Source organism: Nonomuraea sp. GTA35, assembly GCF_041950525.1.
GTDB lineage: Bacteria > Actinomycetota > Actinomycetes > Streptosporangiales > Streptosporangiaceae > Nonomuraea.
Genome location: NZ_JBGNUV010000001.1, coordinates 93,525 through 111,979 on the forward strand (window position 1 = coordinate 93,525; position 18,455 = coordinate 111,979).

The window sequence follows — 18,455 nt, forward strand, 5'->3', positions numbered from 1 at the left end:
GGTCCCCGTCGCCGTATGGAGCCGAGCCCGAGAGTGAGGGCCGGTGTGACCTGTTTCACTCGCGCCTGCCCGAACCACTCCCGTTGATCGCGGATCTCATGATCCGTGAACACTCCCTTGCGTGGCCTTCTCGCGGCGGGCGCCGCGACGGCCGTGATGCTCACCTCCGGCGTGGCCGCCGAGGCCGCCACCGCGTTCCCCAGGTACAAGGCGCCGAAGATCTTCGGCACCACGTTCCAGGCGGACCCGAAGCACGACTTCACCAAGCGCATCCACTCCCGCCACGACGGCATCCTGCGCGGCTGGTTCACCTACGTGCGGGGCGGCGTGGCCGAGTACGAGCCGATCAGGTGGAAGAAGGGCACCCACACCGAGGGGCACTTCGAGGGCCCGCCCGAGGGTGACGTCATGGCGTACGCCTCGCCCGTCGCCACGGACGTGATCTTCCTGTCGGCGTACGGCTGCAAGCCGTCCGGCGGGAACCTGACCGTCAGCCGCAAGACGGGCCTGGGCGCCAAGCGCTGCTCCAGGGCGACGCTGATCAAGCGGCACGGCAAGGCGGGCCACCCGGCCCTCATCACCGTCCACAAGGGCAAGATCGTCCAGGTTCAGGAGATCTACACCCCCTGACGAGGCACGCCGCGGCACCCGCGCCCCGTGGGGGCGGGCACGGGGGCCGAAGCGGGGCGAAAGCGGTCATCGGCGACCCCGGAGGGAAAACACCTGCGAAGATCTCTCCCGCTTGCCGATCCGTGGGCATAGTGTGAGGTGATGGATCGTCGCATCTTCGGGCTGGAGAACGAGTACGGCGTGACCTGCACGTTCAGGGGCCAGCGCAGGTTGTCCCCGGACGAGGTCGCGCGCTACCTGTTCCGGCGAGTCGTGTCCTGGGGCCGATCGAGCAACGTCTTCCTCCGCAACGGCGCACGTCTGTATCTGGACGTGGGCAGCCATCCTGAATACGCAACACCCGAGTGTGACAACGTCATCGAGCTCGTCACCCACGACAAGGCGGGCGAGCGCATCCTTGAGGGCCTGCTCGTGGACGCCGAGAAGCGGCTGCGCGAGGAGGGCATCGCGGGTGACATCTACCTGTTCAAGAACAACACCGACTCGGCCGGCAACTCCTACGGCTGCCACGAGAACTACCTGGTCGGCCGGCACGGGGAGTTCGGCCGGCTGGCCGACGTGCTGATCCCGTTCCTGGTGACGCGGCAGATCGTGTGCGGGGCGGGCAAGGTGCTGCAGACCCCGCGCGGCGCGGTGTACTGCGTCTCGCAGCGGGCCGAGCACATCTGGGAGGGCGTCTCCAGCGCCACCACCCGGTCCCGGCCGATCATCAACACCCGCGACGAGCCGCACGCCGACGCCGAGCGGTTCCGCCGCCTGCACGTCATCGTCGGCGACTCGAACATGAGCGAGACCACGATGCTGCTCAAGGTCGGCGCCACCGACCTGGTGCTGCGCATGATCGAGTCGGGCACGGTGATGCGCGACCTGTCGCTGGAGAACCCGATCCGGGCGATCCGCGAGGTCTCCCACGACATGACCGGGCGGCGGCGGGTGCGGCTGGCCAACGGCCGCGAGGCCTCCAGCCTGGAGATCCAGCAGGAGTACCTGTCGAAGGCGAAGGACTTCGTCGACCGCCGCGGCGGCGACGAGATCGCGCACCGGGTGCTGGAGCTGTGGGAGCGCACGCTGCGCGCGGTCGACACGGGCAACCTCGACCTGGTCTCGCGGGAGATCGACTGGGTGACGAAGTACCAGCTCATCGAGCGCTACCGGAAGAAGTACGACCTGCCGCTGTCCTCGCCGCGGGTGGCGCAGCTCGACCTGGCCTACCACGACGTGCACCGCAGGCGCGGCCTGTACTACCTGCTGCAGAAGCGCGGCTCGGTGGAGCGGGTGGCCTCCGACCTGAAGATCTTCGAGGCCAAGTCGGTGCCGCCGCAGACGACCAGGGCGCGGCTGCGCGGTGAGTTCATCCGCAAGGCGCAGGAGAAGCGGCGCGACTTCACCGTCGACTGGGTGCACCTGAAGCTGAACGACCAGGCGCAGCGCACGGTGCTGTGCAAGGACCCGTTCCGCAGCGTGGACGAGCGGGTGGACAAGCTGATCGCCGGCATGTGAGAGGGGACGGCGGCGGGCGCGCGGCCGGGTGGCGGCCGGGCCGCGGATCGCCGCAGGGTCCGGCCGGGGCGGGGTAGCGCGGAACGTGGGGCTCCGTTTACCTCGGCCCTACCGGCATGTCGGGTAGTGTGGCGCGAATCTGACGTCTTTCCGAGGGAAATCCATGCGCCGCGCTCTGGCCGTACTGGCCGCCGTGCCATTGACCTTGTTCGCCGCAGCGTGCGGCTCCGACAACGGCGCCACCCCGGGCGCCACGACGAGCGCCACCGCGAACGCCACCGCGAGCACCGCCGCCGGCGCGCCGTCGGGGGTCAAGGTCGCCGGGAACGTGGGCGCCAAGCCCACGGTGACCTTCCCCTCCGGCACGCCCGCCACGAAGTCGTCCTACGAGGTGATCCAGCCGGGCACCGGCGCCGGCGTCAAGGCCGGCGACCGCGTGATCGTCAACCTGACCGTCTACAACTGGGACGGCAAGGGCAACGCCGTCGCGGGCTCCTCCTACGACACCAAGGCGCCGGAGACGATCGCGGTCAACGAGCAGCTGCCGCAGGTGCTGCAGGAGGGCTTCACCAAGGTCAAGCACGGCGGCCGGCTGCTGGCCGTGCTGGCCAACGACTCCGCCGTCCAGCAGCAGGCGACGACGCCGGCCGAGCCGACCAAGGTGTTCGTGTTCGACGTGGTCGGCACCCAGCCGGCGGCGCTGAAGGCCGCCACCGGCAAGGAGACCGGGGAGTCGATCAAGGGCGTCAAGGTGGACAACCCCGGCGGCGAGAAGGCGCCCACGCTGACCACGAAGACGGACGAGAAGGCGCCCAAGGACCTCGTCGTCAAGACGATCATCCAGGGCACCGGCGCGAAGGCGCAGGCCAACCAGACGCTCGTGGTCCACTACACCGGCAAGATCTGGGGCAGCGACCAGCAGTTCGACTCCAGCTGGGAGCGGGGCCAGGCGGCCGAGTTCCCGCTCGCGCAGGTCATCCAGGGCTGGCAGAAGGGCCTGGCCGGGGTGCCGGTCGGCAGCCGCGTCGTGATGAGCATCCCGCCGGACCTAGGGTACGGCAGCCAGGCGCAGCAGGGCATTCCCGCCAACAGCACGCTGGTGTTCGTGGTGGACGTCCTGGCCGCCTACTGACGCGACCGCGGGCCGCCCGCCGGCAAGCCGGGGGCGGCCCGCGAACCGCCCGTCAGCCGGCCGGCACCGGCATGCTGACGGGCGGCCTCCTGTCGCGGTAGCATCGCGAGCCCGGCGGCGCGCCCCCTCGCGGGCGATCCGCCGGGCCGTCGCGTGCTGGGAGGACCGATGCGCCGTGCCGCCGCGTCACTGCTGCTGGCGCCCCTGCTGCTGGCCGGATGCACGGGCGAGGCGGCCGGGGAGCTGGACCTGAGGGTGGGCGGCGCGTTCGGCGCCCGCCCGACGATCGACTTCCCCGACGGCAGGCCGGCGGCCGGGCTGCAGGTGGACGAGCTGGCCACGGGCAAGGGCGAGCGGCTCGGCGCGGACGACGTGGCGATCGTCCAGTACACCGCGCACGTGTGGGACGGCCGGGGCAACCGCCTGGTGGACTCCAGCTTCAACCGGGGCACCCCGGCGGCGTTCCCCGTCGGGGAGCTGCTGCCCGGCCTGGAGCGGGCGCTGAAGGGCCGCAGGGTGGGCAGCCGCGTGATCGCCGCGATCCCGCCGCAGGACGGGTTCGGCGCGAACCCGCCGCAGGGCGTGGCCGCCGGCGAGGAGCTGTTCTACGTCGTCGACATCCTCGGCGCGCACCCCAGGGGCGCCTCGGTCGAGTCGCAGGGCGGCACGCTGGCCGGGGTGAGGGTGGGCGGCGGCGCCAGGCCGGCGCTGGCCGTGCCCGCCGGCCCGCCGCCGGCCAGGTTCGCGGCCAAGGTGCTGGCCAGGGGAGAGGGGCCCGCGGCGCGGCCGGGGCGGCTCGTGGTCGTCCAGTACGAGGCCGCCGTCTGGAGCCGCCGCCGGGTCTTCGAGGCGACCTGGGCGAGCGGCGGGCCGAAGGCGTTCAAGCTGGGCGACGGCAGCGTGATCAGGGCCTGGGACAAGGCGCTGGCGGGCGTGCCCGCCGGCAGCCGCGTGCTGATGATCGTCCCGCCCGCCGACGGGTACGGCCGCGCCGGCAATCCGGCGTACGGGATCAAGGGCTCCGACACGCTCGTCTTCGTGGTGGATCTCATCGCCGCCTACTGAGGCAGGACGGCCCGGGGCGGCGGAGGCGGGCCGCGCCCGCACGTACGCACGGGTGGAGCGGAAGCCTTCCGCGTACGCACGCGTGGAGCCGAAGCCCTCCGCAGCCCTCCGCGTACGCACGCCTGGAGCGGAAGCTTTCGTAGACTCCCGCTGTGAGTAGCGACGACCTCGAGGCGCTGGCCCTGTTGCACGACCCCGTCCGCCGCAGCCTGTACGACGTCGTCGCCTCCCGGGGCGGCGACGTCGGCCGGGGGGAGGCCGCCGAGGCGGCGGGCGTGTCCAGGACGCTGGCCGGGCACCACCTCGACAAACTGGTGGAGGCGGGGCTGCTGGAGAGCGGGTTCCGCCGGCAGGAGAAGAAGGGGCCGGGCAGCGGCCGCCCGGCGAAGGTCTACCGCCGGGCCAGGGGCGAGCGGTCGGTGAGCCTGCCGCCGCGCGACTACGCCACGCTCGCCTCGGTGCTGGCCGACGTGGTGGAGGTGCTCGGCGCCGAGGAGCGGGCCGAGGAGGTGGCGCGCGGCGCGGGCGCCAGGATCGCCAGGGGCCGCCGGGGCGAGCCGGCCGAGCGGGTGCTGGGCGAGCGCGGCTACGAGCCGTACGCCGAGGGCGGGAAGGTACGGCTGCGCAACTGCCCGTTCCACGCGCTGGCCGAGGAGCAGCCGCTGCTGGTGTGCTCCATGAACCTGGCCCTGTGCCAGGGGCTGCTGGAGGGGCTCGGCGACGATCCCGGGCGGGCGGCGCTGGATCCGCGGCCGGGGGAGTGCTGCGTCTCTCTCGAGCCCTCTCTAAAGCAAACGGATATTGACATAGAAAGCGAGTGATGGTGTGCTGGCTCCCATGAACCCGCCACCCATGCATCTCGCCGAGCTCAACATCGCCCACCTGCGCGCGCCCATCGACAGTGCCGAGCTCGCCGAGTTCGTCGCCCTGCTGGAGCCCATCAACGCCGTCGCCGACACGGCGCCGGGGTTCGTGTGGCGGCTCAAGGAGAGCGAGACCGACCCCACCGCCACCGTCGTGCACGACTACGGCGACCACCTGCTGATGAACTTCTCGGTGTGGGAGTCGCTGGAGACCCTGTGGAACTACGCCTACCGCAGCGAGCACCTGGCCGTGCTGCGGCGGCGCAGGGAGTGGTTCCTGCGCATGATGGAGCCGTACATGGTGCTGTGGTGGGTGCCCGCCGGGCAGATCCCCACCCTGGCGGAGGGGATGCGGCGGCTGGAACGCCTCAGGAGCGAGGGGCCCAGCCCCGAGGCGTTCACGTTCAAGGACTCCTACGACAGCAGCGAGGCCGTCAGCCTGCCCGCCGCCGCCGAGGCCAGGAAGTAGGCCAGGTCCTCCTCCAGGCCCCGGCCCATCGTCGACAGCCGCACCGGCGAGGCCTCCAGCGCCTCGCGCAGGCCGTCCACGGGGACGGGGACCAGCCGGTGCCGTACGGCCAGCAGCTCGGCCTGGTCCCTGACCCGCACCCCGAACTCGCCCGGCAGCTCAGGCACCGGCACCTGCGCGGGCGACAGCGCGACCCGGCCGTAGGCGGTCAGCGAGTGGTGCGAGACGCCGTAGTGGCGCTCGCGCCGGTCGCCCTCGCTGACCCGCAGCGCCGCCACCGGCAGCCCCCGCAGCACGCCCGCCGCGTTGACCGCCTCGCCCGCCGACACCCCTGAGAAGCCCCACCGGGTGCCCGTGCCCAGGTTCCCCGGGCCCTGCGTGACGATCGCCACCTCGGCCTCCAGCACGTGCCTGGCCGCCAGCAGGCCCGTGTGCACGGTGACCGCCTCCAGGTCACCGCCGAACGACTGGCCCACCGTCACCACGCCCGCCAGCCAGCCGGCCTCCCGCAGTCGCGCCGCCGCCATCGAGAACCAGACGGGCAGCGCGCCGCCGTCCTGCATCACGTACGCCACCCGGACGCCCTGCCTGGCGGCGTACAGGCCGCACAGGATCGGCGCCAGCGCCGAGTGCAGATCGGCCACGATCACCGGCATGCCGTCGAGCGAGTCGGACTCGCGCAATCGCTCGTGGAACGGGGAATCCTGCTCGTCGGCGCCCTGCACCGTGGCCTGCAGCGGCGTGTACCTGGCCTTCACCAGGTGGCCCGGTCCCTCGGGATCTTCCGGCAAACGGTTCGGGACGGCCACCACCATGGCGTAACCTCCCGTACCGAGACCCATCGCGAGCGCGGTCGTGTTGAGCAGCACCTCATCGCCGGGTTCCGGGCGCCCCACCAACGGTGGATACGCCAGCGCCCGGCACTCCCCCTCGGGGACGGTGACGTCCAGCTCCACCGCTCCCGGCCACTCGCGTCGGATCCGTACGACCTCGCCCTTGCGCCATCTGATCACGGGGGCAGGGTAGCGTCGATGAAGGAGGAGTGAGGCAGATGTCGCGCCGGAAGACAGAACGGTTGCTCAATCTGGTGATCTGCCTGCTCGCCACCCGGCGCCCGCTGTCGGCCGAGCAGATCCGCCAGGCCGTCCCCGGATACGACCGCGATGGCGACGAGGCGTTCCAGCGCATGTTCGAGCGGGACAAGAACGAGCTGCGCGAGATCGGCATCCCGATCGACGTCGTGCGCGACCCGTGGGAGGACGAGCCGGGCTACCGGATCGAGCGGGAGTCGTACGAGCTGCCCGAGATCACCCTGGAGCCCGACGAGGCCGCCGTGCTGGGCCTGGCCGCCCAGGTGTGGCAGCGCGCCAGCCTGGCCGAGGCCGCCTCGGGGGCGCTGCTGAAGCTGCGGGCCGGCGGCGTGGCCACCGACCAGCCCGTCGGCACGGGAGCGCTGGAGCTGCGGGTGGACACCCGCGACCCGGCCTTCCCCGCGCTGTGGGACGCCGTGCGCGACCGGCGCGTGGTCCGCTTCGACTACCGCGGAGCCGGCAGCGAGACCGTCCGCAGCCGCACCGTGGAGCCGTGGGGCGTGGTCAGCCGGCGCGGCCGCTGGTACCTGGCGGGGTACGATCGCGACAGGGACGCGCCGCGCGCCTTCCGGCTCAGCCGCATCACCGGGCAGGTCGCCACGGTCGGCAAGGCGGGCGCCGTCGAGGTGCCCGAGGGCGTCGACCTGCGGGCCATGGTGGGCTTCCCCGACGAGACGACCGACGAACGGGTCGCCGTCGTCCGCGTGCGCCAGGGGGCGTGCGAGGGGCTGCGGCAGCTCGCCAGGGCCGTGCGCCCCGGCACCGGCGGGTGGGACGAGGCCGAGCTGGCCTTCACCGACCCCGAGCGGCTGGCCGGGTGGATGGCCAGCCTCGGCGCCGACGTCGAGGTGGTCCAGCCGCCGGACGCCCGCGAGGCGGTCATCAGGCGGTTGAAGGGGGCCATGGCGTGAGGGAGCGTGGCGAGCCGGCCATCGGACGCAGCAGTGGCCCGCTCACGCGGCCGGCGAAGGAGGAGACATGAGCGGGTCGGCTGACAGGCTGCCGAGGCTGCTGGCGCTGGTGCCGTACCTGATGTCCCACCCGGGGGCGCAGGTCGGCGAGGTGGCCGCGGTGTTCGGGCTGAGCGAGAAGCAGCTCATCGACGACCTGCAGCTCGTCTGGATGTGCGGGCTGCCCGGGCACACCCCCGGCGACCTCATCGACGTCTCCTGGGACGGCGGCGAGATCCTCATCGACAACGCCGACACCATCGCCAGGCCGCTGCGGCTCGGCATCGACGAGGCCAGCGCGCTGCTGGTCGCGCTGCGCATGCTGGCCGCCACCCCCGAGCTCGCCGAGGTGCCCGGCGACGCGCTGCCGCGCGTGACGGCCAAGCTGGAGCGGGCCGCGGGGGAGGGCGCCGCCACCGTCAGCACCCAGGTCGCCGTGGACGTCGACGCCGCCCCCGACGCGCTGCCCCGCGTGCGCGAGGGCCTGACCAGGGGCCGGCGGCTGTCGCTGCGCTACTACGTGCAGGGCCGCGACCAGGTGACGCCGCGCGAGGTGGACCCGATGCGGCTCGTGGTCGTGGACGGCCGCGCCTACCTGGAGGGCTGGTGCTACCGGGCCGAGGCGATGCGGCTGTTCCGGCTCGACCGGGTGCTCGGCGTGGACGTGCTCGACGTGCCCGCCGACCCGCCCGCCGAGGCCGAGCCGCGCGACGTCACCGCCGGCGTCTTCCGCCCCTCCCCGACCGACGAGCTGGTCGAGCTGGAGCTGAGCGCGGCCGGGCGGTGGGTGGCCGAGTACTACCCGTGCGAGCAGGTCACCGAGCTGGGCGAGGGGCGGCTGCGGGTGGCGCTGCGGGCGCGCGACGAGGACTGGATACTCAAGCTGGCGCTGCGCCTGGGCGACACCGGCCGGGTGGTCTCGCCGCCCGACATGGCCGAGACCGTGCGCCAGGAGGCCGAGCGGGCCCTGGCCCTGTACGCTCACCACTCATGACCTGGATCTTCCTGTCGGTGGGCCTGGGCGTGGCCGGGCTGGTCGTGCTCGGCATCGCGGGTGCCCGTGTCGTGGCCGCGGCACGTACTCTGAGAAGGGAAATCGTCGCGGCGCATGCGCAGCTTGAGCCGAGGCGGGCCAGATTGGCGGGCCAGGGGGGTGAGACCGCGCCCCAGGCAGCGTACGATCGTGGCTGAAACAGGCAACTCGCTAGAAAGGGCGTTTCATGCCGAACCTCGGAGTGCCCGAACTCCTGATCATCCTCCTGGCGCTCGTGCTGCTGTTCGGTGCCAAGAAGCTGCCTGACATGGCTCGCGGCATCGGCCGGTCGCTGCGGATCTTCAAGTCGGAGACCGCCAAGCTCCGCGATGACGACGACGAGCCCCAGCACACCGTGCAGCAGGCGCAGGCTCCGATGCAGGCCCAGCCCCAGGCTCAGCCCGTGCAGCCGCAGCCGATCCAGGCCGCCCCGGCGCCTGCCCCGGCCCCGGCCCCGGCTCCGGCGCTGTCGGCCGAGGAGCAGGCCCGCCAGCTCGAGGAGCAGGCCGCCAGGTTGCGCGCCGGCGCCGCCTCGCAGGCCGACAAGCACGCCTGATCCCCATCCCTCCTCGTCACCTGGACTGCTAGATGGCGCTGCTCAAACGGTCGAGCAATCAGGCACCCGACCCCGAGGGTCGCATGCCGCTGATGGAGCATCTGCGGGAGCTGCGCAACCGCCTGGTCATCGCGCTGGCCGCCGTGCTCGTAGGCGTCGTGGTGGGCTTCATCGTCTTCGATCCGGTGTGGGCGTTCATCAAGGAACCGTTCTGTGAGACTCCGCAGGCCGGTCAGCTCCGCCCCGGCGAGTGCACGCTCATCTTCGGCGGCATCTTCCAGTCGTTCTTCCTGACGCTGAAGGTGTCGGCGCTGGTCGGCATCGTGGTGTCCTCACCGGTCTGGCTGTACCAGATCTGGGCGTTCGTCACGCCCGCGCTCTACCGCAACGAGAAGCGGTACTCCTTCGCCTTCCTCGGGCTGGCGGTCCCGCTGTTCCTGCTCGGCACCGCGCTGGCGTACTTCATCATGGACACCAGCCTGGCGATCCTGCTGGGGTTCGCGCCGACCGACTCCGTCGCGGCCATCCAGATCGACGAGTACGTCAGCTACGTGCTCATCATGCTGGTGATCTTCGGCATCTCGTTCGAGCTGCCGCTGCTGCTGGTGTTCCTGAACATCATCGGCGTCCTGTCCCACGCCACGGTCAAGAAGCACCGCCGCACCGTCATCTTCGTCATGTTCATCTTCGGCGCGGTCATCACGCCGGGCGGAGACCCGCTGACGATGATGGCGCTGGCCATGCCGATGGTCGTGCTCTACTTCGTGGCCGAGGGCTTCATGTACCTCCGCGAGCGGCGCCTGCCGAACACGGAGAACTTCTCCCACCTGTCCGACGACGAGGCCTCGCCGCTGGCCGAGGACACCTCGCCCCTCGACGACCCCACGCCTCTCGACGAGGAGCCGCCCGCAGCGGACAAGCGTTAAGGGCATTCCGGTCGCGCGCCCCAGGCGATACATTCCGGGCGTGTCCTCCTCCCCGCAACTCGCCCTGCTCGTCAACCCCGCCGCGCGCGGCGGGCGTACGCTGCGCCTGCTCGAGCCCGTGGCGCGCCGGCTGCGTGCCGGAGGGGCCGAGCTGACGGTGATCGTCGGCGACGACGCCACCGACGCGCTGGAGCGTGCCTGCACCGCCGTGTCCGAGCGCCCCGACGCCCTGGTGGCCTTCGGCGGCGACGGCCTGGTGCACCTGGCCGTGCAGGCGGTGGCCGGCACCGACGTGCCGCTCGGCATCATCCCCGCGGGCACCGGCAACGACTTCGCCGCCGCGCTCGGCCTGCCCCGCCGCGATCTCGTGGCCGCCGCGGCCACCGTGCTGCGCATGAAGTCGCGCCGCGTCGACGCCGCCCGCATCCGCGCGGGGACGGCCGATGAGCTGTTCGCCGGGGTGGCGTGCTGCGGGTTCGACTCCCGCGTCAACGAGCGGGCCAACCGGCTCACCTGGCCGCCGGGGATGGCCCGGTACATGGTGGCCACGGCGCGGGAACTGCGCTCGTTCCGGCCGGTCCCGTTCCGCCTCACGCTGGACGGGAACGAGGTGGTCGAGCGGGAGGCCATGCTGGTGGCGGTCGCCAACACGCGCTCGTACGGGGCGGGCATGCGGGTCTGCCCCGACGCCAGGCCCGACGACGGGCTGCTGGACGTGGTGATGATCGGGGCCGTGTCCAAGGGGGAGTTCCTGCGGGTGTTCCCCGGCGTGTACCGGGGCAGGCACGTGACGCATCCGGCCGTGTCGACGTGGCGGGTGCGCGGCGTACGGGTGGAAGCCGAGGACCTGGTCGCCTACGCCGACGGCGAACGGGTGGGGGCCGTGCCGGTGGACTGCGAGGTCCGGCCGGGAGCGCTACGCGTGATCGTATGAGATCTACTTTGTAAAGGCGCCTGGCTGGGACGGCGCCACGTCCGCGCGGGACGCTCACCAGGGCGGCGAGGGCCGTAACAGCCGGGACGGACCGGAATGGCGATTTCGGTAGGCTGGCGGGTATGACAACGCCAGCGGAACGCTACGCGGCCTTCCGTCACAAGCACGGGGACGACGGGGCCGCTCTGAGATCGTTCCGAGGTCTCTACGACTTCGAGCTGGACGACTTCCAGCTGGACGCCTGCCGGGCCCTGGAGGCCGGCGACGGGGTCCTGGTGGCGGCGCCCACGGGCTCGGGCAAGACGGTCGTCGGGGAGTTCGCCGTCCACCTCGCCCTGGAGCAGGGCCGCAAGTGCTTCTACACGACGCCGATCAAGGCGCTGTCCAACCAGAAGTACAACGACCTGGTCAAGCGGTACGGCACCGCCAAGGTCGGCCTGCTGACCGGCGACAACAGCGTCAACGGCGAGGCGCCCATCGTGGTCATGACGACCGAGGTGCTGCGCAACATGCTCTACGCCGGCTCGGCGACCCTGGCCGGGCTGGGGTTCGCCGTGATGGACGAGGTGCACTACCTGGCCGACCGGTTCAGGGGCGCGGTGTGGGAAGAGGTCATCATCCACCTTCCCGACTCGGTGCGGCTGGTGGCGCTGTCGGCGACGGTGAGCAACGCCGAGGAGTTCGGCGAGTGGATGGGCGAGGTGCGCGGCGACACGACGGTGATCGTCGACGAGCACCGGCCGGTGCCGCTGTGGCAGCACATGATGGTCGGCAACCGCGTCTACGACCTGTTCATGACCGACGACCTGACGCCGCGCATCAACCCGACGCTGATGCGGGTGACGCGTGACGCCGAACGGCTGACGGCGGGGCGGGGCCGGCGGGGTTACGGCCGGCCGCAGCGCTCGCGCCCGCCGGACCGGGTGCAGGTGATCGAGAAGCTGGACGCCGAGGGGCTGCTGCCGGCGATCACGTTCATCTTCTCGCGGGCGGGCTGTGACGCGGCGGTGCAGCAGTGCCTGCACGCGGGCATCCGGCTGACCACCGACCGCGAGCGGCACGAGATCAGGCAGCTCGTGGACGAGCGCACGGCGCACCTGCCCGACGAGGACCTGGCGGTGCTGGGCTACCTGGAGTGGCGCGACTGCCTGGAGCGGGGGCTGGCGGCGCATCACGCGGGCATGCTGCCGGCGTTCAAGGAGGTCGTGGAGGAGCTGTTCACGCGCGGCCTGGTCAAGGCGGTGTTCGCCACCGAGACGCTGGCGCTGGGCATCAACATGCCGGCCCGCAGCGTGGTGATCGAGAAGCTGGACAAGTGGAACGGCGAGACCCACGCCGATCTCACGCCGGGGGAGTACACCCAGCTCACCGGCCGGGCCGGGCGGCGCGGCATCGACGTCGAGGGTCACGCGGTGGTGCTGTGGCAGCCGGGCATGGATCCGCTGTCGGTGGCGGGGCTGGCGGGCACCCGTACGTATCCGCTGCGCTCCAGCTTCCAGCCGTCGTACAACATGGCGGTCAACCTGGTCGGCCAGTTCGGCCGGGAACGCGCCAGGACGCTGCTGGAGGAGTCGTTCGCGCAGTTCCAGGCGGACCGGGCGGTCGTGGGGCTGGCCAAGCAGCTGCGCAAGCACGAGGAGGCGCTGGAGGGCTACCAGGAGGCGATGACGTGCCACCTGGGCGACTTCCCGGAGTACGCCGCGCTGCGGCGGCGGCTGTCGGACCGGGAGGCGGAGCTGTCGCGCCAGCGGGGCGCCGCGCGCCGGGCGGCGGCGGTGCGGTCGCTGGAGGCGCTGCAGCCCGGTGACGTCATCCGGGTGCCGGGCGGGCGCCGGGCGGGGCTGGCGATCGTGCTGGACCCCGGACGCAACCCGCGCGGCACCGGGCCGAGCCCGCTGGTGCTGACGATCGGCAAGCAGATCAAGAAGCTCGACCCGGCCGACTTCCCCGTCCCGGTGGAGCCGCTGGAGAAGCTGCGCATCCCGAAGAACTTCAACGGCCGCTCGCCGAAGGAGCGTGCCAACCTCGTCTCCACGCTGCTGGCCAAGATCGGTGACCGGGATCTGGGCAAGCCGGTCAGGGCGCGTGACCACACGGTGGAGGACGACGAGGTCAACGAGCTGCGCCGGCGCATCCGCCAGCATCCGTGCCACGGCTGCGACGAGCGCGAGGATCACGCCCGCTGGGCCGAGCGGTACTACAAGCTGCTGCGGGAGACCGAGGGGCTGCGGCGCAGGGTCGAGGGGCGCTCGCACGTCATCTCGCGCACGTTCGACCGCATCTGCTCGGTGCTGGAGCAGCTCGGTTACCTCGACGGCGAGGCCGTCACCGACGAGGGGCGGCGGCTGGGCCGCCTCTACACGGAGCTGGACCTGCTGACCGCGGAGTCGCTGCGCATGGGGCTGTGGGAGGAGCTCGATCCCGCGGAGCTGGCGGCGTGCGTGTCGGCGCTGGTGTTCGAGTCGCGGGCGTCCGACGACACCCGCCGCCCGAAGATCCCCGCGGGGCGGGCCCAGGACGCGCTGTCGGCGATGATCCGGCTGTGGGGCGAGCTGGAGGGCATCGAGTCCGACCACGGGCTGTCCACGATCAGGGAGCCCGATCTGGGGTTCGCGTGGGCGGCGTTCCGGTGGACGAAGGGGCACAGCCTCGACGCGGTGCTGATGGAGGGCGTCAACGGCAACGAGCTGGCGGCCGGTGACTTCGTCCGGTGGATCAAGCAGCTCATGGACCTGCTCGGCCAGCTCGGGAACGCGGCGCCGCCCGGCAGCAAGATCAAGCAGACCGCGGTGAAGGCGATGGACGCGATGCGGCGGGGTGTGGTGGCGTACTCGTCGCTCACCTGATCCGCTTCGTCGTCGAGGATGCTCCTGAGAACCAGTTCTCAGGAGCATCTTTTGTTCCGGTTTGACCTTCCTGTTGCCGTTTTACTTGTCGGCGGGCGGCTTTACGTCGCCGCCGACAGCGCCTTTCCGGCCGGGTTTTACCAGTCAAGACTGTTTGAAATCGGCGAATATCTGCTGATTTATCGCATTTCGGGTGCTAGCGTCCGATTTGTCAGTGTTCAGCCAACGGGGGAGGAATCATGGCGAACACGCAACTGTCTCAGGCCGGATACCAGCAAGGATGGGGCTGCCGTCGTAGGCGCCGCTGCTACCGCAGGTGGAACTGCTGCCACCGTCGCAGGTGGTGGGGGTGCTAGAGCGCCCCGTTGAGAGCCGGCGGCTCAGCCGCCGGCTCTCGTTGAGCGCCTCCGGCCGTGAGCTCGCGCCGGCGATTTCCATTCGCCGCACCTTTCGCGAATTCTGGCCGGACACCCGCGGATTGCGGAAGCTGTTCGCGGCCGGGGTGATGTTCGCCATTCTGGCCGCGCTCTGCGAAGTGGCCGCGATCCGCCTGTTCGGGCACATCACCGACGAAGTGCTGACGACCCGCGACCTGGGGGCCTTCTGGGCGCCCGCGATCTGGTGGCTCGGGCTCGCGGCGCTCGCCGGGGTGACGTCCTTCGCGGGGGCCTACGCCACCGCGCTGGGCGCCGAACGGTTCCTGCTGGCCCTGCGCGACCGCGTGTACGCGCACGTGCAGACGCTCGCCCCCGACTTCTCCGAGAAGCGGCGGCTGGGCGACCTGATGGCCCGCCTGACGGACGACATCGAGGCCATCGAGGAACTCGTCGGGTCCGGGCTCGTGAAGCTCATCACCACGGTCGCCGGCGTGATCTTCTTCGCGACGGCGGCCTTCTTCATCCGATGGGACCTCGCGCTGCTGACCATGGCGCTGATCCCGCTGTTCCTGGTGGTCTCGAAGGTGTTCGCGGGCAGGTTCAGGTCCGCGGCGGCGCTCGAGCGCGCCAGCAACGGCGCGATGAACAGCGTCCTGGAGGAGGGGCTGGCCAACCAGCCGCTCGTGCAGGCCTACAACCGGCAGGACGCCGAGTCCCGCCGGCTGCACGGCGAGGGCCGCGGCTGGCTGCGCGCCAACATGGCCCAGGCCTGGCTGGCCGGCCTCTACAGCCCGGTGGTCCAGGTCATCGAGACCGTCTGCCTGATCGTCATCCTCGGATTCGGCGCGTGGGAGATCGCGGCCGGCCGGCTGACGCTCGGCGGGCTGCTCGCCTTCGCGGCCTACCTGGCCCTGCTCTACCCGGCCGTCCAGAGCCTGGGAGAGCTGGCCATGACGGTCTCGGAGGCGGCGGCCGGCTCCGACCGGGTCATCGAGATCCTGCGGACCGGACCGGCCGTGACCGACGCGCGCGACGCCGCGCCCGCGGGCCGCAGCCAGGGCCGCATCGCCTTCGAACGGGTCGGCTTCGCCTACCCGGGCCGGGGGCGGCCGGTGCTGCGGGACCTGTCGTTCACCGCCGAGCCCGGCGACGTCGTCGTCCTGGCCGGGCCCAGCGGGGCGGGCAAGTCCACCGTGGCCAAGCTGCTGCTGCGCTTCTACGACCCGGACGAGGGCCGCGTCCTGCTGGACGGCGCCGACATCCGGTGCCTGACGCGGGAGTCGCTGCGCGACAACGTGACGATCCTGCACCAGGAGACGCTGCTGTTCTCCGGCTCCGTACGCGAGAACATCGCCTACGGCCGTCCCGGCGCCTCGCTCGACGAGGTGATCAGGGCGGCGGAGGCGGCCGGGGTGCACGACTTCGTCAAGGTGCTGCCCCAGGGCTACGACACGCCGGTCGGGCAGCGGGGCCGCCTGCTGTCCGGCGGGCAGCGGCAGCGGATCGCGATCGCCAGGGCCATCCTGCGCGACACGCCGGTGCTGGTGCTCGACGAGCCCACCAACGGGCTCGACGACGCCACGGCCGCCCAGGTGATGCGGCCGCTGCAGCGGCTCATGGCCGGGCGTACGACGCTGCTCATCACGCACGACCTGCGGCACCTGCCGGACAGGGCGCGCGTGGTGGCGCTGGCGCCGGTGCCGCGGGAGGAGCGGATCCGGCTCAAGCGCGTCGGCATGCCGCCCCGGGGGCCCCGCTCACCGGCGCCCTACCGCTCGCCGGCGCCGGCTGCCGGAGCGGCCGAGTGCGAGGAGGCGGCGGCGGCGCCCGGGCCGTCGTGACGGCGCCGTCCCGTCGATTGCGGCGCCCGTCCCACCCCGGTGGGGCGGGCGCCTTTCCGTTGGGCTGGTACGGAAGGGCGTTGGCTGGTGCCGACGGGCGTCGGGCCGGCCCGGAAGGGCGGCGGGCTGGTCCGGAGGGGAGAGGCGTCGATAGAATCGGAGAGCTCTCTCCGTTTGTCGTGAAGGCAGGTCGAGGTCATGGGCGACGATCACAGCGCCGCCAGGCCGCTGCGCGCCGATGCCCGCCGCAACCGCGAGCGGGTCCTGCAGATCGCGCAGGAGGCCCTGGCCAGTGACGGGCTGACCATCTCCTTCGACGAGATCGCCAGGCGGGCCGGGTTCGGGGTCGGCACCGTCTACCGGCACTTCCCCACCAAGGAGGCGCTGGTCGAGGCGGTGCTGCTGGGGCGGGTCGAGCGGTTCGTGGCCGACGCCAGGGCGCTGGCCACCGCCGAGGACGCGGGCCGGGCGTTCTTCGGCTGGTTCACGACGGTGGTCGAGCAGGCCGCCGCCAACCAGGCGCTGTGCGACATGCTGGAGAGCGGCTCGGGGCTGGCGCTGCGGCCGGGCTCCACGCTGGCCGACGACTTCGCCGCGGCGCTGGCCAGGCTGCTGACCAGGGCGCAGCGGGTCGGGGCGGTGCGCGGGGATCTGGAGGCGCGCGACGTCCACGATCTGCTGCGCGGCTGCCTGGCCGCCGAGCGCCGCGCCCGGGCCAGGGGCGGGGCGGTGCGGATGGCGGAGGTCGTCTGCGAGGGCATGCGCGCGAAGTCCTCCGCACCGCCGCCGACGTTCTGACAGCGGGCCGGGACCCGGTCAGGTGGCGAGGGTGAAGCGGACCTCGCGGGTGGCCGGGTCGGCCTGGGTGAGCCGTACCGTGACCTGCTCGCCGAGCGGGAGGCTGCCGTCGCAGCGGGCGATCACCGCCGGGTCCACGAGCTGCACCTGCCCGCCGCCGCGCCGCTCGTCCACGTCGATCACCACCGCCTCGAACGCCTGCCCGATCCGATCGCGCAGCAGGAACGCCTCCACCAGGTCCACGCACGCCCGCTCCACCACCCCCGCGCGCCGCCCGGAGGCCGCCATGAGGTCCGGCAGGAGCGGGAGCGCGGCCCGCACGGAGGCCGGGACCGGCTCGCCCGCCGCGACCGCCAGGCACACCTCGGTCGCGTACCGGTCGACCAGGCGCCGCAGCGGGGCCGTGACGTGCGCGTACGGGGCCGCGACCGCCGAGTGCTCGGCCAGCCGGGGCGGGGCGCCGTCGAAGGCCACGTAGGCGGCGCCGCGCAGCAGCACCTTCGACTCGTGCAGGAACGCCGCCTGCCGCCCCGCCTTCGGGTCCAGGCCGTGCACGACGGCGCCGTACCCGGCGCCCTCCGGCCACGGCACGTCGAGGGCCTGCGCCACCCTGCGCACCTTGGCCAGGTCGTCCGGCCGCGGACGCGGCAGCACGCGCAGCACGCCGATCTCGGCGTCGAGCATCATCGTGGCCGCCGCCATGCCGGTCAGCAGCGAGATCTGCGCGTTCCACGCCTCGGCGGGCAGCGGCAGCCGGAACTCCAGCCGGTAGCCGCCGTCGTCGCGCACCACCTCCTGGTCGGGCGTGGGCAGCGTGACGCCGCCGCGCTCGCGTTCCAGCGCCAGCCTGAGCTCGCCGATCTCGGCCAGCAGCTCCAGCACGCCGTCGGCGGTGCCGGTGTCGTGGACCGCCTGCACGTAGTCGTAGTCGTAGCGCTCGCGGCTGCGTACGAGGGCGCGCTGGACGTCGGCGCCCACGGTGCGGCCGTCGGAGTCGAGGTCGATCCGCCACACCACGGTGGGCCGCAGCGCGCCGGGCAGCAGGCTGGCCGCGTCCTCCGACAGCACCGGCGGGTGCAGCGGCACCTTGCCCGCAGGCAGGTAGACGGTCTCGCCCCGGGTGCGGGCCTCGGCGTCGAGCACGCCGCCCGGGCGGAGGAACGCGCCGACGTCGGCGATGGCGTACCAGACGCGGTAGCCGGCACGCAGCCGCTCCAGGTGCACGGCCTGGTCGAGGTCCATCGAGCCGGGCGGGTCGATGGTCACGAACGGGACGTCCGTCATGTCCCTGGCGTCCAGCCGTGGCACCTTGGCCACCCACGCGGCCTCGTCGAGCACGGCGCGGGGGAAGCCGCCGGGCAGCTTCAGCTCCCGTCTGATCCGTTCGAACCCGTCCTCCAGCTTGAGAGGTATCTGATCGGGAACCCGAATGGTAGGCACGCGT

General features: G+C 72.3%; 17 protein-coding genes. 15 read left to right on the forward strand and 2 right to left on the reverse strand.

From position 1 onward, the window contains the following. Positions 1 to 117 precede the first annotated feature (117 nt). The 6 genes from ACBJ32_RS00430 to ACBJ32_RS00455 all read left to right on the forward strand — a co-directional run bounded on the left by ACBJ32_RS00430 (position 118) and on the right by ACBJ32_RS00455 (position 5,659). Positions 118 to 630, forward strand: coding sequence for a hypothetical protein (locus ACBJ32_RS00430; RefSeq protein ID WP_375124850.1), 513 nt, complete (start codon positions 118 to 120; stop codon positions 628 to 630). A gap of 141 nt (positions 631 to 771) precedes the next feature. Next, positions 772 to 2,130 carry a Pup--protein ligase gene (gene pafA / locus ACBJ32_RS00435; protein ID WP_375124851.1) on the forward strand — a complete coding sequence of 453 codons (1,359 nt, stop codon included), beginning with the start codon at positions 772 to 774 and terminating at the stop codon, positions 2,128 to 2,130. Between the two features lie 163 nt (positions 2,131 to 2,293). Next, complete coding sequence (locus ACBJ32_RS00440; RefSeq protein ID WP_375124852.1) at positions 2,294 to 3,262, forward strand: FKBP-type peptidyl-prolyl cis-trans isomerase; 969 nt, start codon at positions 2,294 to 2,296, stop codon at positions 3,260 to 3,262. Positions 3,263 to 3,430: 168 nt separating this feature from the next. Beyond that, complete coding sequence (locus ACBJ32_RS00445; RefSeq protein WP_357887814.1) at positions 3,431 to 4,327, forward strand: FKBP-type peptidyl-prolyl cis-trans isomerase; 897 nt, start codon at positions 3,431 to 3,433, stop codon at positions 4,325 to 4,327. 152 nt (positions 4,328 to 4,479) lie between these two features. Continuing rightward, positions 4,480 to 5,148: a helix-turn-helix transcriptional regulator gene (locus ACBJ32_RS00450; RefSeq protein WP_375124853.1), complete on the forward strand. Its 669-nt coding sequence runs from the start codon at positions 4,480 to 4,482 to the stop codon at positions 5,146 to 5,148. A gap of 16 nt (positions 5,149 to 5,164) precedes the next feature. Next, complete coding sequence (locus tag ACBJ32_RS00455; RefSeq protein ID WP_375124854.1) at positions 5,165 to 5,659, forward strand: DUF3291 domain-containing protein; 495 nt, start codon at positions 5,165 to 5,167, stop codon at positions 5,657 to 5,659. On the opposite strand, the gene ACBJ32_RS00460 is transcribed toward ACBJ32_RS00455, so the two are convergent. Next, entirely contained in the window at positions 5,605 to 6,672 is a 1,068-nt protein-coding gene (locus tag ACBJ32_RS00460; protein ID WP_375124855.1) for a DUF3866 family protein, read from the reverse strand. The two genes, ACBJ32_RS00455 and ACBJ32_RS00460, sit on opposite strands and share 55 nt — an antisense overlap. A 38-nt stretch (positions 6,673 to 6,710) precedes the next feature. On the opposite strand from ACBJ32_RS00460, the gene ACBJ32_RS00465 reads away from it, so the two are divergent. From ACBJ32_RS00465 to ACBJ32_RS00505, 9 genes are all read left to right on the forward strand, one after another. Then, positions 6,711 to 7,661 carry a helix-turn-helix transcriptional regulator gene (locus ACBJ32_RS00465; RefSeq protein WP_375124856.1) on the forward strand — a complete coding sequence of 317 codons (951 nt, stop codon included), beginning with the start codon at positions 6,711 to 6,713 and terminating at the stop codon, positions 7,659 to 7,661. Positions 7,662 to 7,728: 67 nt separating this feature from the next. Beyond that, positions 7,729 to 8,694 carry a WYL domain-containing protein gene (locus tag ACBJ32_RS00470; RefSeq protein ID WP_357887829.1) on the forward strand — a complete coding sequence of 322 codons (966 nt, stop codon included), beginning with the start codon at positions 7,729 to 7,731 and terminating at the stop codon, positions 8,692 to 8,694. Beyond that, positions 8,691 to 8,891: a hypothetical protein gene (locus tag ACBJ32_RS00475; protein ID WP_375124857.1), complete on the forward strand. Its 201-nt coding sequence runs from the start codon at positions 8,691 to 8,693 to the stop codon at positions 8,889 to 8,891. The genes ACBJ32_RS00470 and ACBJ32_RS00475 overlap by 4 nt, the downstream gene beginning before the upstream one ends. 29 nt (positions 8,892 to 8,920) lie before the next feature. After that, a complete protein-coding gene (gene tatA, locus ACBJ32_RS00480; RefSeq protein ID WP_375124858.1) occupies positions 8,921 to 9,289 on the forward strand; it encodes a Sec-independent protein translocase subunit TatA in 369 nt (122 codons plus the stop codon). A 92-nt stretch (positions 9,290 to 9,381) separates the two neighbouring features. Then, positions 9,382 to 10,215, forward strand: coding sequence for a twin-arginine translocase subunit TatC (gene tatC / locus ACBJ32_RS00485; protein WP_375124859.1), 834 nt, complete (start codon positions 9,382 to 9,384; stop codon positions 10,213 to 10,215). 40 nt (positions 10,216 to 10,255) lie between these two features. Continuing rightward, entirely contained in the window at positions 10,256 to 11,149 is an 894-nt protein-coding gene (locus ACBJ32_RS00490; RefSeq protein ID WP_357887841.1) for a YegS/Rv2252/BmrU family lipid kinase, read from the forward strand. A gap of 122 nt (positions 11,150 to 11,271) precedes the next feature. Further along, a complete protein-coding gene (locus ACBJ32_RS00495) occupies positions 11,272 to 13,995 on the forward strand; it encodes a DEAD/DEAH box helicase (RefSeq protein WP_357887844.1) in 2,724 nt (907 codons plus the stop codon). Between the two features lie 478 nt (positions 13,996 to 14,473). Further along, positions 14,474 to 16,213 (forward strand): ABC transporter ATP-binding protein, encoded by a 1,740-nt coding sequence (locus ACBJ32_RS00500; RefSeq protein WP_375124860.1) that lies wholly within the window; start codon positions 14,474 to 14,476, stop codon positions 16,211 to 16,213. Between the two features lie 198 nt (positions 16,214 to 16,411). Further along, on the forward strand, positions 16,412 to 17,011 hold the full coding sequence (locus ACBJ32_RS00505) for a TetR/AcrR family transcriptional regulator (protein ID WP_375124861.1): 600 nt from the start codon (positions 16,412 to 16,414) through the stop codon (positions 17,009 to 17,011). 18 nt (positions 17,012 to 17,029) lie between these two features. On the opposite strand, the gene ACBJ32_RS00510 is transcribed toward ACBJ32_RS00505, so the two are convergent. Further along, positions 17,030 to 18,451: an RNB domain-containing ribonuclease gene (locus ACBJ32_RS00510; protein ID WP_375124862.1), complete on the reverse strand. Its 1,422-nt coding sequence runs from the start codon at positions 18,449 to 18,451 to the stop codon at positions 17,030 to 17,032. Positions 18,452 to 18,455: the final 4 nt, after the last annotated feature.

What these genes read in the sequence shown, in the direction of transcription:
- pafA (WP_375124851.1), top strand. Translation starts at nt 772, where the DNA reads ATGGATCGTCGCATCTTCGGGCTGGAGAACGAGTACGGCGTGACCTGC.
- ACBJ32_RS00440 (WP_375124852.1), top strand. Translation starts at nt 2,294, where the DNA reads ATGCGCCGCGCTCTGGCCGTACTGGCCGCCGTGCCATTGACCTTGTTC.
- ACBJ32_RS00445 (WP_357887814.1), top strand. Translation starts at nt 3,431, where the DNA reads ATGCGCCGTGCCGCCGCGTCACTGCTGCTGGCGCCCCTGCTGCTGGCC.
- ACBJ32_RS00455 (WP_375124854.1), top strand. Translation starts at nt 5,165, where the DNA reads ATGAACCCGCCACCCATGCATCTCGCCGAGCTCAACATCGCCCACCTG.
- ACBJ32_RS00465 (WP_375124856.1), top strand. Translation starts at nt 6,711, where the DNA reads ATGTCGCGCCGGAAGACAGAACGGTTGCTCAATCTGGTGATCTGCCTG.
- ACBJ32_RS00470 (WP_357887829.1), top strand. Translation starts at nt 7,729, where the DNA reads ATGAGCGGGTCGGCTGACAGGCTGCCGAGGCTGCTGGCGCTGGTGCCG.
- ACBJ32_RS00475 (WP_375124857.1), top strand. Translation starts at nt 8,691, where the DNA reads ATGACCTGGATCTTCCTGTCGGTGGGCCTGGGCGTGGCCGGGCTGGTC.
- tatA (WP_375124858.1), top strand. Translation starts at nt 8,921, where the DNA reads ATGCCGAACCTCGGAGTGCCCGAACTCCTGATCATCCTCCTGGCGCTC.
- tatC (WP_375124859.1), top strand. Translation starts at nt 9,382, where the DNA reads ATGGAGCATCTGCGGGAGCTGCGCAACCGCCTGGTCATCGCGCTGGCC.
- ACBJ32_RS00495 (WP_357887844.1), top strand. Translation starts at nt 11,272, where the DNA reads ATGACAACGCCAGCGGAACGCTACGCGGCCTTCCGTCACAAGCACGGG.
- ACBJ32_RS00505 (WP_375124861.1), top strand. Translation starts at nt 16,412, where the DNA reads ATGGGCGACGATCACAGCGCCGCCAGGCCGCTGCGCGCCGATGCCCGC.